Origin of the sequence: Dyadobacter sp. CY312 (assembly GCF_021390535.1) — a bacterium.
Taxonomy (GTDB): domain Bacteria; phylum Bacteroidota; class Bacteroidia; order Cytophagales; family Spirosomataceae; genus Dyadobacter.
Window position 1 is genome coordinate 119,014 of sequence record NZ_JAJUXG010000008.1, and the last position, 13,934, is coordinate 132,947.

16 protein-coding genes and 1 pseudogene are annotated in these 13,934 nt (G+C 41.3%); 7 read left to right on the top strand and 10 right to left on the bottom strand.

What is annotated here, in order from left to right:
* Nucleotides 1-89: 89 nt before the first annotated feature.
* The 5 genes from LZG71_RS11860 to LZG71_RS11880 form a co-directional block, all read right to left on the bottom strand.
* Complete coding sequence (locus tag LZG71_RS11860) at nucleotides 90-605, bottom strand: phosphoheptose isomerase (RefSeq protein WP_233820677.1); 516 nt, start codon at nucleotides 603-605, stop codon at nucleotides 90-92.
* Nucleotides 606-732: 127 nt separating this feature from the next.
* Nucleotides 733-1,800 (bottom strand): branched-chain amino acid aminotransferase, encoded by a 1,068-nt coding sequence (locus LZG71_RS11865; RefSeq protein WP_233820678.1) that lies wholly within the window; start codon nucleotides 1,798-1,800, stop codon nucleotides 733-735.
* 108 nt (nucleotides 1,801-1,908) lie between these two features.
* Nucleotides 1,909-2,463, bottom strand: a complete 555-nt coding sequence (locus tag LZG71_RS11870) for a cob(I)yrinic acid a,c-diamide adenosyltransferase (protein WP_233820679.1) — start codon at nucleotides 2,461-2,463, stop codon at nucleotides 1,909-1,911.
* Between the two features lie 69 nt (nucleotides 2,464-2,532).
* On the bottom strand, nucleotides 2,533-2,949 hold the full coding sequence (locus LZG71_RS11875) for a putative toxin-antitoxin system toxin component, PIN family (RefSeq protein WP_233820680.1): 417 nt from the start codon (nucleotides 2,947-2,949) through the stop codon (nucleotides 2,533-2,535).
* The gene (locus LZG71_RS11880) at nucleotides 2,942-3,178 is read right to left on the bottom strand and encodes a hypothetical protein (protein WP_233820681.1); all 237 of its coding nucleotides are present in this window, start codon (nucleotides 3,176-3,178) and stop codon (nucleotides 2,942-2,944) included. The genes LZG71_RS11875 and LZG71_RS11880 overlap by 8 nt, the downstream gene beginning before the upstream one ends.
* 198 nt (nucleotides 3,179-3,376) lie before the next feature.
* Here LZG71_RS11880 and LZG71_RS11885 point away from each other — a divergent pair, with 198 nt between their 5' ends.
* The 3 genes and pseudogenes from LZG71_RS11885 to LZG71_RS11895 all read left to right on the top strand — a co-directional run bounded on the left by LZG71_RS11885 (nucleotide 3,377) and on the right by LZG71_RS11895 (nucleotide 5,839).
* Nucleotides 3,377-3,889, top strand: a complete 513-nt coding sequence (locus LZG71_RS11885) for a hypothetical protein (RefSeq protein WP_233820683.1) — start codon at nucleotides 3,377-3,379, stop codon at nucleotides 3,887-3,889.
* A 35-nt stretch (nucleotides 3,890-3,924) separates the two neighbouring features.
* A complete protein-coding gene (locus tag LZG71_RS11890) occupies nucleotides 3,925-5,160 on the top strand; it encodes an S-adenosylmethionine:tRNA ribosyltransferase-isomerase (RefSeq protein ID WP_233820684.1) in 1,236 nt (411 codons plus the stop codon).
* A 94-nt stretch (nucleotides 5,161-5,254) separates the two neighbouring features.
* Nucleotides 5,255-5,839 (top strand): annotated as a pseudogene (locus LZG71_RS11895) (Uma2 family endonuclease).
* Nucleotides 5,840-5,869: 30 nt separating this feature from the next.
* On the opposite strand, the gene LZG71_RS11900 reads toward LZG71_RS11895, so the two are convergent.
* Nucleotides 5,870-6,463 (bottom strand): hypothetical protein, encoded by a 594-nt coding sequence (locus tag LZG71_RS11900; protein WP_233820686.1) that lies wholly within the window; start codon nucleotides 6,461-6,463, stop codon nucleotides 5,870-5,872.
* Between the two features lie 139 nt (nucleotides 6,464-6,602).
* Between LZG71_RS11900 and LZG71_RS11905 the strand changes: the two genes are divergently transcribed.
* The gene (locus tag LZG71_RS11905) at nucleotides 6,603-7,283 is read left to right on the top strand and encodes a hypothetical protein (protein WP_233820687.1); all 681 of its coding nucleotides are present in this window, start codon (nucleotides 6,603-6,605) and stop codon (nucleotides 7,281-7,283) included.
* Nucleotides 7,284-7,302: 19 nt separating this feature from the next.
* On the opposite strand, the gene LZG71_RS11910 is transcribed toward LZG71_RS11905, so the two are convergent.
* Both LZG71_RS11910 and LZG71_RS11915 read right to left on the bottom strand, forming a co-directional pair.
* Nucleotides 7,303-7,770: a Bro-N domain-containing protein gene (locus tag LZG71_RS11910; protein WP_233820688.1), complete on the bottom strand. Its 468-nt coding sequence runs from the start codon at nucleotides 7,768-7,770 to the stop codon at nucleotides 7,303-7,305.
* Between the two features lie 176 nt (nucleotides 7,771-7,946).
* On the bottom strand, nucleotides 7,947-9,686 hold the full coding sequence (locus tag LZG71_RS11915) for a discoidin domain-containing protein (RefSeq protein ID WP_233821080.1): 1,740 nt from the start codon (nucleotides 9,684-9,686) through the stop codon (nucleotides 7,947-7,949).
* A gap of 211 nt (nucleotides 9,687-9,897) precedes the next feature.
* Between LZG71_RS11915 and tyrS the strand changes: the two genes are divergently transcribed.
* Nucleotides 9,898-11,199: a tyrosine--tRNA ligase gene (tyrS, locus tag LZG71_RS11920; protein ID WP_233820689.1), complete on the top strand. Its 1,302-nt coding sequence runs from the start codon at nucleotides 9,898-9,900 to the stop codon at nucleotides 11,197-11,199.
* A gap of 216 nt (nucleotides 11,200-11,415) precedes the next feature.
* Nucleotides 11,416-11,856, top strand: coding sequence for a DUF6036 family nucleotidyltransferase (locus LZG71_RS11925; protein ID WP_233820690.1), 441 nt, complete (start codon nucleotides 11,416-11,418; stop codon nucleotides 11,854-11,856).
* A gap of 12 nt (nucleotides 11,857-11,868) precedes the next feature.
* On the opposite strand, the gene LZG71_RS11930 is transcribed toward LZG71_RS11925, so the two are convergent.
* A complete protein-coding gene (locus LZG71_RS11930; protein WP_233820691.1) occupies nucleotides 11,869-12,684 on the bottom strand; it encodes a metallophosphoesterase in 816 nt (271 codons plus the stop codon).
* A gap of 119 nt (nucleotides 12,685-12,803) precedes the next feature.
* On the opposite strand from LZG71_RS11930, the gene LZG71_RS11935 reads away from it, so the two are divergent.
* Nucleotides 12,804-13,265, top strand: a complete 462-nt coding sequence (locus LZG71_RS11935; protein ID WP_233820692.1) for a regulatory protein RecX — start codon at nucleotides 12,804-12,806, stop codon at nucleotides 13,263-13,265.
* A gap of 267 nt (nucleotides 13,266-13,532) precedes the next feature.
* Here LZG71_RS11935 and LZG71_RS11940 read toward each other — a convergent pair whose 3' ends face one another.
* Complete coding sequence (locus LZG71_RS11940) at nucleotides 13,533-13,847, bottom strand: GIY-YIG nuclease family protein (protein WP_233820693.1); 315 nt, start codon at nucleotides 13,845-13,847, stop codon at nucleotides 13,533-13,535.
* Nucleotides 13,848-13,934 lie beyond the last annotated feature (87 nt).

Consider the following 13,934-nt stretch of genomic DNA (forward strand, 5'->3'; position numbering starts at 1 on the left):
GGTGTAAGAGTTTAACACGGAGTTGCACAGAGTAAAAAATTTATCCTCCGTAAACTCCGTGACTAACTTCGTTTACTCCGTGGTGAAAATTACCGACCAAAATCATCCTGAACACGTACAATATCATCTTCATCAGAAGGGTTGGATGGATCGGTGTGCTGCCAGATTTCTGCTACAATTCCCCATTCGTCCACTCCAACAAGACGGTGACGTTCTCCTTTTTTCAGGTCAATCACTGTTCCGATAGGAAGCTGCTGTAATTCTGTTTCTTCGTCCGTATCGCTGATCACGATTCCCGCATTACCACCAATTACTTTCCATATTTCGGCACGGCGGTGGTGATATTGCCACGAAAGGCGCTTGTTAGGTGCTACTACCAAAATTTTTGGGCTCAGTTTTTCATATCCTGCAAAGTCTTCCAGAGACAAATGAGGGAAAAAAGTAGAGATAAACTTAGGAGCCTCTTTTTCTTCCAAAACAAAAAAACCTCCCCAAGGACGGGAGTGATCCTTACTAACTACTGTAAAGCCTTGTTCCTGGATAAACTGTCCTATTTTTTCAAAAACAACATCCTTGTCGGCTGTTGCGCTAAATGATTGTACCATGTTGGTAAAAAGTTAAAAGCAGGTTGAGTTTCAAAATTAGAATAAAATACAAAAAGATGCCCTGAATTTTCAGAGCATCTTCGTAATAATTAAGTTCGATGTATTCTGATAATCAGAAAACCGATATTTAAATTTTAAGCGTCCAGCCAAACAAATCTTCTGTTTTACCTGTACGGATATCAGTAAGATAGTTTTTAACCTTAGCCACAAATGAATCATCTTGAATTTCCGGCAACGGATAATCCACACCTTCATAGGCAATGGTTGCAAATGGAGAAATTACCACAGCTGTTCCTGCACCAAACGCAGCTTCCAGAGTGCCTTCTTTCAAGGCATCGATAATTTCCTTAACGCTTATCCTGCGCTCCTCAACAGGTATACCCCAGTGCTCGGCAATGGCTACAATGCTTTTGCGTGTAATACCATCGAGTGTAGTTTCGGATACGTATGGAGTTACAAGTTTTCCATTCAGCATGAACATGATGTTCATCGTACCTGATTCTTCAATGTAAGCATGCTCGCGTGCATCCGTCCAGATTAGCTGGTCGTAACCTTCCTGCTGAGCCAGTTTTGCCGGGTAAAGCGAGCCAGCGTAATTACCGGCGCATTTGGTACCACCAACACCGCCTTCTGCCGCACGAATATATTGTGTTTCCACTTTCACACGGGGAGGTTTTGCGTAATAGGTGCCAACCGGACTTGTGAAAATGATGAAATAATATGAATCAGATGGTTTTACACCAATATAAGGATCTGTCGCAAACATGTATGGACGAATATACAACGAGCAGCCGTCCTGAGATGGTACCCAGCCCGAATCCAGACGAAGCAGTTCTGTTAATCCGCTCATGAAAATTTCTTCCGGAATGGTAGGCATACAAAGGCGTTCAGCCGATTTATTCAGCCTTTTCCAGTTGTCTATCGCACGAAAGGTAAGTACTTCGCCTTCTGCATTCTTATATGCTTTCATACCTTCGAAAATAGCTTGTCCGTAGTGGAGTGCAGCGGTTGCCGGGCTGAGAGAAAGGTCGCCGTAAGGGACAATACGTGAATCCTGCCATTGGCCATCACGATATTCAGAAATGAACATATGGTCGGAGATGTTCCGCCCAAAAACAAGGTTGTTGAAATCAACCTCCTGCAAACGTGAATTCTGTGTTTGCTGTATCTCGATTTGCAATGTATCGGCTGTCATATTGCCTCAAATTTTTGCTGAATGTTATAGACTCTCTACTTCTTAAAAAAGTCTTGCAATTTAAAGAAATTATATCAACAAATGGAAGGTATTTAGCATAACAATTAATTATTTATCCACCCTCGGTTTCCATGTAATTTCGGCTATTGCGAGTTCGTGAGCCATAATACGGCACAGCATGAAAAGATAATCTGACAACCTGTTTAAGTATTGAACCACAATATCTTCGACTTCTTCACTTTCCTGCAAATGAATTACCGCTCTTTCCGCACGCCGGCAAACGGTACGGGCTAGGTGGCCAAATGAGATAGACTGATGCCCGCCGGGAAGTATAAAGGCTCTTAATGGGGAGACCTGACTGTCAATCACATCCATTTCGTTTTCCAGCAGAAATATGTCGTCTTCAATCAAATCAGGTAATATACGTTTCGATTTTTCTGGTTCAGAAGCGAGATGGGAGCCAATTGTAAAAAGGCGGTCCTGAATTTCTTTAAGCAGATTTCTCCGTTTTTCGTTAACCTCCTGGTCGCCAAGCAAGCCAATGTAACTATTCAGTTCATCTACCGTACCATACGCTTCTATACGAACATGTGCTTTGCTAAGGCGTGTCCCGCCTATGAGGGACGTGGTTCCTTTGTCACCGGTTTTGGTGTATATTTTCATTATTGAATGTGCCTGATGTGAACTTCTTAATCACCATTCCTGTGTGGAGTTTTGAGTATACAAAGGCAGTTATGGGGTGAATATTTTTTGAAATTCTAACGGTTTTAACACTGATAATCTTGGGAACTCCATTTCTTTGAAAATATCGAAGTGACGGTCAAATGTAACTAGTGCATCTGCGTTTGAAGAAATGGCAAGGTCAGCAAATTTATTATCGTCAGGGTCAATGTTAATAAGGTTCCATCGATAATGGGGCTCTTTGAAGGATACATTGTGAGCCGTGCAGAGGATCTCCAGAACCAAATAGGCAGTTTTTTGGGAGTAGAAGTCTGTGAGCTTCTCTTCATATTCGTCAAGAATACTGGTACTTACGAGCCATTCAAACTGTTCTTTTTGAAAATATTCATAAATGAAAAATTCGAAGTTGGTCCTGTTGATACTTTTGATCAGAACATTTGTATCAATTACTGCTCTGATTCTATTCATCCTTCGCCTTAGTTCTAAAGTCGTCTGTTTCTAATGCAAGATAGTCTTTCTCTGAAATATGCTTGCTTTTAACTACCTGGTCCACTTCTTCAAACAATCTGCCGCTTAGGTGATTAACAAGTACTTTTTTGATTTCAAGTACCTCATCATCAGGTATTTTTCTGTCAAACATCCTTAAAAGACCAATCTGAATATCGTTTAAACCAGTTGCCTCTGTCGTTGTTTTCATATTGTAAGTATTGATAAACAAATATATCAAAGTTTTAAGAGATAAGCTTTAATACCAAATCAGATACCTGAAAACCGGATAATCTGACTTTTTATTTTATTGATACTTTCCCAATTAGGTTTTAGGAACTCCCCGACCTAATTTTGCACCCAAATTTACTATGGCGCAAAAGAAAGACCTGAAAAGGGTTATTTATTCATGAAAATCGGAACATTTTTTTTTAAGATATGGCGCTGGGCGTCGATTATACTGGTAATAGGTGCACTGGTTTGGACCTACTCTTTGTTCCCCGAAATGGTTGCTGTCGATTTTTCTGACACTGGACTGGCTGAGCGTTACATCAGCAAGGAACATGTATTCTATATCGTGATGGGATTATTTTTGGTTAATAACGTGATCATTGCAGGTTTGGTGAAACAAATTCCCAAAATTGATGCAACGCAGTTACCAATACTAAAAAGAGATATTTGGGCAAAACATCGGGAAGAGCTTGACGAGCATTTAACCAATTGGCTCTATTGCCTTGTAGCCGTTATCAATACCATCATCGGGTTTAGTCTTTTTGCTCTGGCCACGATCAACAGTACGCAATACAAGATGGACGTCTTCGATTTTGCCTGGGTATATTATGCAGGAATGGCTTTGATGATCATGGTATTTTTACTGCCATTAAGACTTCTGTGGGCTCCTGTACCAAAAGACAGGTTGTAAGAGTAGCTGCATTTTAGTAATTAAGATTTTTGAAGATGAAAAATAACTGGCTGGAACAGGCGGAATCTATTCGTCTGGAAAACTTCCATTACGATTTGCCAGACGAGCGTATTGCCCGCTATCCGCTTGATCCGCGTGATAGTTCTAAGCTTCTGGTATATAAAAACGGTGAAATAGAACACAATCATTTCACTGCTTTGCCAGACAAACTGCCTGCTGATACACTCCTTGTTTTTAACAACACCAAAGTAATACCGGCACGCGCCTATTTTCAGAAAGAAACCGGTGCAACCATTGAGATACTTCTCTTACATCCCGAACAGCCAACACAGGTAATTAACGACGCGATGCTGGTGAAGCAGTCGTGTGTCTGGGAATGTATGATCGGGAATAAGAAACGCTGGAAAAAAGCAGATATACTGGCTACTTCAATCGATGTGAATGGTGATGCTGTTCAATTACAGGTCGAGTATGTTGACTACGACAAAAATCACATCCGGTTATCATGGAATACTGATGCCGTTTTTCTCGACATCGTAAAAGCACTTGGTGAAATACCTCTGCCGCCTTATCTGAATCGGGAGACCGAAGAAACTGATAAACAAACTTATCAAACTGTATATGCAGATCAGGACGGTGCAGTTGCAGCTCCAACAGCCGGATTACATTTTACTGAAAACGTATTTGGGCGGCTTTCTGGTAAAGGGATAAAAACGTCGTTTTTGACATTACATGTTGGAGCTGGTACTTTCCAGCCTATTAAAGCCAGCACGGTTACGGAGCACAAAATGCACTCTGAGCAAGTGGTTTTTACCCGGGAACTCATAAATGAATTATTAGCTAAGATAGACACGATTGTGCCTGTTGGGACAACTTCTTTGCGGTCACTGGAAAGCCTATACTGGTACGGAGTGAAAATGTTTCGTGAAGAAACAACCGAGTTTCAGATTGAAAAGCTCTATCCATATCCGTTTGAAGAATTAGAACTACCTTCAGCCACTGAATCATTGAACGCCATTGCCGCGTTTATGGATCAGGAAAACCTTGATCAGATTGTAGGCGAGACCGAAATTTTTATTTTCCCCGGATACAAGTTCCGTTTGTGTAAAGGATTGGTAACAAATTATCACCAGCCTGGTTCCACTTTAATCTTGCTTGTGGCCGCATTGGTTGGAGAGGATTGGACAAGGATTTATCAGGAGGCGATGAAGACAGGGTATCGTTTTCTGAGTTACGGAGATTCTTCGCTTTTGTGGGGAAAAGAAAAGTAAGTCAGAAGTCAAGCTTCGGTATTTCTCTCTCTCGCTTCACTTTTGTAATTATATGTTTTCCATGTAATTTGTCAGTAAATTGTTTTATTCGCTTATGGGACAATCACCGACGCCAGAAAAAAAATACACGGTTGAGGAATACCTGAAAATGGATGAGGAAAGTGAAATTCGTCACGAATACTTTGACGGGGAGATCTTTGCCATGCCCGGGACTACGATGAATTATAACCGGATTGTGGGTAGACTTCGGGGATTTTCAGAAAGTATTTTTTTGCCAAAAGGCTGTGACGTTTTTGCAGAAAATGTAAAGGTTGAAGTCATCCAAAATTTTTATTATCCATATCCTGATGTCATAGTTACCTGTACTCCCTAAGATATTTCCGGGATATATATTGTTCGTCATCCCAGTATACTCGTAGAGGTTTTATCCAAATCTTCTGCCAATTACGATCGGGATTTTAAACTAAGGCGTTATAAAGAAATTGCTTCATTGCAATACTACGCGCTGGTCTCTCAATATGATTGCTACATAGAGATTTACACCAGAACTGATCAGGAAGGTATATGGACTTACCAGTCTTTCGATTCTCCTGATGCCCTCATTTCATTTGCCATACTTGGTTTCAGTATGCCAGTTTCGAAGGTTTATGAGGGGATTGTATTTGTGGAGGAGGTTTGAGTAAAAGACAGTTGTTTATTGGTTGACTTGTCAAAAGCTACTTGCCAAATTCGCCCCCCTGATCCGGATTTGCTTGGATTTGGCAATATTCTCAGGGGTTCTGGTGAGCAATCTTATGAAATTTAGGTCGCTACTCCCTTTCGCTTTATCAGTCTTCTCAATAGTAATACTCAGGATGTAACTTTCATCAACCAAATATTTGTCGTAATCCTTGTTAATAATCCTGTCGTTGTTAATTGAAAAAACTGCATGTTGCTGAGCGAGACTCGTGTACTTGGCTTTCAATTGGTTGAGGGAAATAAATTTTGGAAGGTAATTGTTCTTGGTCGTGATTCTTATCTGTGAGTCATATAAGGTTTCTCCAACTGTAATACTGTCCCGATAAACATTTACATCTTTTATAATTTCCGGATTAAACAATGGCACGATACCTCCGGATATAAATTCACCATTTATAAAAAAAGCAGCGTCTCCGCCATGCTTGTGCTCATTTGTATATATAACCTTTGGAATGGAATCGTGAAGGGTTGCCTGGGGCTTGGAGTTATCAAGCCATTTTGGCGTAATCTGCCCAATGGAATTGAAGGTAATGAATGATATTAGCAAGATAGCCAGATGTCTCATAAGCTGGAAGTTTAGTTGAGATTAGAATAGGGATTGTTTTGTGTCATTAAATATAATTAATTAAATTATATTTATGGTTTTGCAGGTATTTTCCTTTGATGTATTATTGAGAATAATATTTTTACTAACCCTGGCTATCATGAAAATTGCACAGATTGGTCTTATAGTGTTGCTGGCGTGTATGCTCTCTGCTTGCACCGAACCAGAGGAAGAAACAAACAGACCGTTTATCAAGACAATTTCCTTCGCAGGTATTCCAAATGAAAATGTCATTTTGGATAAAGCAAAATCGCGGATAACTATTCAATTGCCTGCCATACTGAAAGGTGGATTAAAACCGGTTATGGAACTGAGTAAAGGTGCCCAGGTAGTACATGGGTTGACACAGGAAAATACCATTGATCTAACGTCCTTGTGTGTTTGTAACTATGATAACGAGAGAATAACCTTACGTTTGGATAATAAAGAAGCACAGTCAGTTTATGAAATCGTTGTAATTCCGGAAGGGCTATTAGGGGCACAAAACACCAACGAACAGTTTACCTTTTTACGAAATGGCGATCGGACGGAATTAAGCCTGCCTGTCGAAAACCTGTATACGAACCCCCATGTGGATATGCTCTTTTTTACAAATTTAGAGACTGGTAAAGAAGAGATGATCAGTGCAGATGCCGCTTGCCTGAATCACTGCAATAGCCTTGATCATAATAGGATGATATTTTCGTTATCCAGCCCAATTGAAAAATATCTGAAAGCGGGTACTTACAAAATTGCATTTAACAATATAAAATTCCCGCAGCACTTGGTTGTAACTGACTAAATGCTGTTAACATTTGAAATTATGGAGCCACATTATTGCGCGTTTCCTGGCCAGTCATTCGTTGCTGTATCCATTTTTCGCTACGTCCCAACTTTTGCCAGTTTTCCCTTGCCCGATCCAAACTTTGCTCCGGATCAGCGATTTCCTGCATGCGTTCATAAGCCACTTTCGCAAGCCATTGTTTGAAAGGCTCTGCTTTGGGAGAGGGTATGGACTGGATTATGCGAAGCAGGGTTTTGGTATCGGCAACATCTGTATCGCGCATTTTTCCGTCAGTTGCCTTCAATTTCAACCGTCGACAAATTGTCGACAGTTCGAAACCGTCTTCGGTTTTTACACGCAGTTTCATCTTGAACCAATAATCCCTTGCATTTGAACTGTCGGTTAAAACTTCGACTACATCTATCACTGAGAAATACCATTGTTGTTCTTTTTCATCCCAATGTGTTCTTACTTTCTTTTCTTCAAATAATTTGATCTTGCTCATTTTCGACTGTTGATTGAAGTGTAAATTCCTGTGTAAAACACTTTAAATATACTGAATTTTAACACGGAGTTAAGAGGAGGGGGGCCGGAGTTTTACAGAGTTATCCATGTCCCTGACAATTTTGCTTTCCTCCCGTTCAGCCCGCTAAGGAGCGTTCAGACCGGAACTCTCTATCTTCACTTCACCCCAACAACCTCACTCATCTTCGAAACTCCATTTTCGTTAAAAGTCTCAATAGCAAAATAATAGGGCACACCAACATTCAGTGCTCTTAGTTCAAATGTGTTTGGCTCATCGTTCCAGAACTGGTAGGTTTGGTACAGCTTGTCAGGAGCGATTCCCCAGAGTACATTGTAACCCACCGCGCCGGTTACTTTTTGCCATTTTAGGTCGGCGTTACGGGTGTCTTTTTGGCGTACTGCGGTGAAAGTTTTTGGTGTTTCGGGTGCTTTGCCAAGTCCGTTTCCGAATATCCTGAATTCGCTGATTGCCAGTATTGGAGAGGCGACATACACGTGTTCGTAACGCACGTATCGTGCACGAACGGGTTTTGGCAACTCAATGTAAGCGCATGGGCGGTCTCTTTTTGGTTCTTTGGTAAGGTCACTTGCTACTTCCCACTTCTTGCCATCTTTCGAGGTTGAAATTTTAAATTGTGTATAAACCTTCTCCGGATCACTGAAGAAAATATCTGATTTGTAATCCGTGTAATTCACCTGAATGGCTTTGATGTCCTGTTCCGTTTGCAGATCAATTGTTAACGTTTCGCCTGGTTTGTTTTGTTTTGCAGCCCAGAATGTTCTCGGATTTTCATCGGTTATTTTGGCTGCTGCCATGGTGTCCAAAACGGATGATGCGGTAACCGGTTTTTTGTATGACAAAAGCATCCAGCCTGTAAAGAGTTCGTCACCTTTTCCATCCCATTTTTTGGTCGTCATTTTATGCGGAAAATCTCCGAAACGAGTATTGGCAAACATATGTCCATCTTTATCGAAACCTGCCGTATAGCGTACCATCCTGCGTTCCATCGCCCAGTTTAGCCCGATCCAGGAGGTTCCGGTATTCCAGTAATTGCCATAATTATCCTGAAAAGTATTACCATGACCGGCTCCTGTTGCAAATCCGCCGGGCTTATATGAAACGGGATTATAAGGTGCATACGTGAATGGTCCAAGCGGATCGTCGCCAACATAAGTCCCATTGGCATAGACATTGTATTCCGTTCCCGGAGCGCCATATTGCAGGTAATATTTACCATTGTGTTTGGTCATCCAGGCACCTTCTGTAAATGGTTTGAACGGATCGGAATGATTGGGTCCGAAACGTTCCCATCCATGTTCGTACTGATTGAGCCAGAACATAGCCTTGTATTGACCTTTGAAGGCAAGTTTTTTGGAATGATCCAGTTCTGCGCCGAAAATCGGATAGACATTGGACGAACCCCAGTACATATACCATTTGTCTGTATCTGCATCATGAAAAAGGGCCGGATCCCATGGGCCAATATCTTTCGGAAGTCGGGGAGTCCATCTGTTGTAAAACTCCCAGATTCCTTTTTCTGGTGCAACGGAATAAAGTATAGGGCGCGATTCGAAAGTGGATTGGAAAAGGAATAGCGTGTCACGAACCGAAACGGCAGCCGGTGCACACATATCTTCAAATGGCCACCGATTGGCCGTCAGATACTTCCAGTTGAGCATGTCTTTGGAATGCCAGTAACCGCCCTGAATGGTTACAAACATAAAATACTCGCCTTTGTGATTGATGATCACCGGATCAGCTCCTGAGCGGTACGATACGTTTTCATTGAGCTGTTCGAAGTTGTATTTGTAATCAATGTCCATTGGGTTGCAATAGGTAGTTGGTGTCTGCGACCAGCAATTTAGCTGTCCCAAAATCGACACGATTACAATCATAGAAAGGGTGTTCAGTTTTTTAAGCATGTGCTGATTCATGTATTTGTACATTTTACTCTTTTAAAGATGCTAAAATATGGACTTTGCACGTAATAACTTCAACACCAAATTTTATTCTTCCTGCCAAACTTGAAATGATAAGCTTTACCTTTGCGGTCGATTTGCGGCACCGACTGCGAATTGGAAATAATAACGACAATCAAGCATACCAATGAAGACTGATTTTATAGAAGAATTGCGCTGGCGGGGCATGTTACACGACATGATGCCGGGAACGGATGAGCAGCTGAAAAAAGAAATGACGGCAGGTTATATAGGTTTTGATCCTACCGCATCTTCACTCCACATCGGCAATTTGGCTACAATCATGCTTCTGGTTCATTTTCAACGTGCTGGTCATAAGCCTTTTGCGTTGATTGGTGGTGCAACGGGTATGATCGGTGATCCTTCTTTCAAAGCTTCCGAACGTTCGTTTCTGGATGAAGAAACTCTGCTTTTTAACCAGGCAGGAATTCGTAAACAATTGGAACAGTTTCTTGATTTCGATTGCGGCGAAAATTCGGCTGAAATGGTCAATAATTATGACTGGTTTAAGGAAATGGGCTTTCTGCAATTCCTTCGTGAAGCAGGCAAGTTTTTGAGTGTCAATTATATGATGTCCAAAGATTCGGTAAAAAAACGCCTTGAAACCGGTATCTCCTTTACGGAATTTTCATACCAGCTTTTACAGGGATACGATTTTTACCATTTATACAAAAATAAAAATATCCGCCTGCAAATGGGCGGTTCGGATCAGTGGGGCAACATCACGACCGGAACTGAAATTATTCGCCGCAAGGAAGGTGATGAAGAAGGATACTTTAAGGCTTATGCTTTAACAACACCGCTTTTGACGAAGTCTGACGGATCTAAATTTGGTAAGAGCGAAGGTGGCAACATCTGGCTTGATCCGGAAAAAACGTCTCCATACGCATTCTACCAGTTTTGGTTGGGGCAAAGCGATGAAGACACACCGCGGTATATCCGGGTTTATTCTTTCAAGACAAAGGAAGAAATAGAAGCGCTTGAAGCACAGCATGCCGAAGCACCTCATCTGAGAATTTTGCAGAAAGCGTTGGCAGAGGAAATCACGGTGCGTGTCCATTCTCAAAAAGCGTATGATCTGGTTTTGAAAGCTTCTGAAGTTCTCTTTGGAAAAGCGACATTGGAAACATTGCAAAGCATTGCTTTGGATGAATTCGATACCATTTTTGATGGCGTACCGCAGACACAGATCAGCAGAGAAGAATGGAATGAATGCACAAATGTTCTGGACCTGATCTCAACAGTAACCAAATCGGAGATTTATCCTTCAAAAGGAGAAGCTCGCCGCGCCATTCAGCAGAATGCGGTAAGTGTCAATAAAGAGAAAGTAGCATCAGCAGAGCAAGCGACTTCTGATTTCAATTTGTTGCAGGATAGTTTTTTATTGATTTCAAAAGGGAAAAAGAATCACTTGATTAAGGTAGTATAGATCAAACTAGCTGGTTAGATTCGTTAGAAATATAATAATTGTATTTTTGTTTTATGAACCGCGTTATTAAATCATCTTCTTTCGAAGATATTCCTTCATATGACAAGGAATACTGGTGGGCCAAAAGTCCACAGGAAAGGTTAGATGCGGCCTTAAAATTGATTCTTCATGCAAGGGAAATTTACAACGCTAACCCCCTTAATTCGCCCCTAGTCAATGGAACCAGAATATATAAATCTGATTCGCCTGTTAAACGAAGAGGGCGTTGAATATGTGGTACTAGGTGGCCATGCGGTTATTGCGCATGGCTATTTACGTACAACTGGTGATGTAGATATTTTCGTAAGACCTAGCCATTCTAATGCCATCAAAATTTTGAAAGCGATGGAACGATATGGCTACACTGACGGAGAATTTGATCTTGAAGATTTCATCAAAGTCCCCAGTTATCTGTCTTTCGGCAGGTATGATGGCTGGGTTGATATCATGACTTTTACACTCGGTGTGTCATTTGATGAATGTTACGATAATCGATTGATATTAGAGATTCAAGGAGTGCCCGTAAACTTTATAGGTTTGCGACAGCTTGTGGAAAACAAAAGAGCTATTGGCAGACCGCAGGATTTACGGGATCTTGAAAATCTTCGGGACAAATAATAAGTTTTCCCTCTAGTCTTTCCCATTAAAAGTATTGATAACCGGCGCAGCCGTCGGGTTATATTGGTAGGTTTGCCAGGTATTATCTTCGTAAATCTCTACCACCCGATACCCTTTGTAAGCGGTTCCCCAGTTTCCCCCAAAATGTCCGTCGAAGAAGTAAGGCTTCTTGCCTTTTTGTTTTTTGCCGTCCTGATCGTGATCGTGGCCGTTAAATATGGCTTTAAGGTTTGGCGTGTTTTCGAGTAGTTCAACCACTTCTTTGCAATCAATACCGTTGTCTGTCCATTTTTCAGGAGTGATATGCAGGAAAATAAAAATGCTTTTTTTATTGCTGTACTTTTCTATCTCCTCGCGCAGCCATTTCACATCCGGACAAACGTATTCTCCCTTTTCGTTTGAAGTATCCGCTGCAATGAAAGCGTATTCTCCTTTGCCAAAACTGTGGTTCGGCTTATATCCCCAGGTGCTTTCCCACACGTCAATTCCAACTCTGTCGTGGTTGCCCCTTCCTACAAAGTAAGGAACGCGCAAGTTTCCCAGCATGGTTTTCAGGTCGTACAGCAGGGTTGGATCGTCGTGGATCAGGTCTCCGTTCAGGAATAAAAAATCCACTCCTTTCTGTATTTTTTCACGGTTTATCCAACCAATCAGATCCGAATGCATGGTTGTGAATTCCGTACCCGGCTGCCCGTAATGGCCGTCGGATGCAACGATGAAACGCATGCTAATCCTCGCCGCTGGTTCGTTTTCTTTCGGTGACGAGATATAGGAAAGCCCAGGTAAGGCAGGTAATAATTTCAGGAATGAACGTCTTTCTAAACTCATTTTTTAACTGGGTGGGGTCTCAATTTGGAATAATATCTTCTCTCAAAAATAGCTATTCATCATTGAAATTTTCCTTAATCTTGCATGATATTGTCAATATTTAATAATCAGTTGCCAGAATGGATCGTCTCATACTTCAAAAGGCTGCTTCGTACTGCGCTTATCAGGAAAGGACACAAGACGAAGTCAAACAACGCCTTAAAAAGTGGAATGTGTGGGGAGAAGAGGCGGACGAGATCATTGCCGAGCTAATCTCAATGAATTACCTCAGCGAGGAGCGGTTTGCCAAAACGTATGCCGGAGGGAAATTCAGGATGAAAAGCTGGGGGCGGATGAAAATAAAACAGGAGCTCAATCGCCGGGGACTGAGCGATTACAGTATTACAAGTGGAATGAAGGAAATCAACGACGAGGCTTATCTTTCCACCTTAAAAGACCTTCTTGCAAAAAAGAAAATATTGCTGGAAAATGCTGAGACAGACAAATTTAAACTGAAACAAAAACTGGCGAGGTTTGCTCTTGGAAAGGGCTACGAAAGTGAGCTGGTTTGGAAGGTGGTGGGGGGGATGGAAGGTTTTTAAAATGCAGTATGTTATCCTGAGGGGACCGCCGCGCAGTTGAAAATGGCATTTTTGTTTCTTTGAATAAGCAAAAATGGTTGTCAGACTGAGCTTGTCGAAGTCCGAGCGATCAAATATAAATAATTAATAATCAGCATTTTACAATGGTGTCAATGGTAGCCTACGGTCCGCCGCGCGGTCGAAGTGCGAGCAGTCAAGTAATTTATTATGCAATAATTTTTAAGAATACCGTTAATTGTGGCTTCTAGCTGCAAATCCCATCCATCTTCAACCTACTTCATCTGATGATTGAGTCGATGATCTATTTCTGGAAAGATCAGGAAGTTTATGCCATTCATTTGAAATTACAGCCTCTTTCTTTTTTCTGCTCCATCCTTTAATCTGTTTTTCCAATGCTATGGCATCGTTAATGTTTTGAAAAATCTCATAATATACTAGTTCAACTGGCCGGCGTTTAAAGGTATAACTTTGTGGATTGTACCCAGAATTATGTTCAACAATACGCTTTTCAAGGTTATTAGTTACACCTGTATAATAAGAGTTATCAGAACATTTTAGAATGTAAACATAATATTTGTTCATAGCAGACCTCCTATTTTTAGCAGTTGAATTACATTCTGTGTTGTGCGAACAGCCCTTCGACAAGCTCAGGGTGACAAATTATAAAGT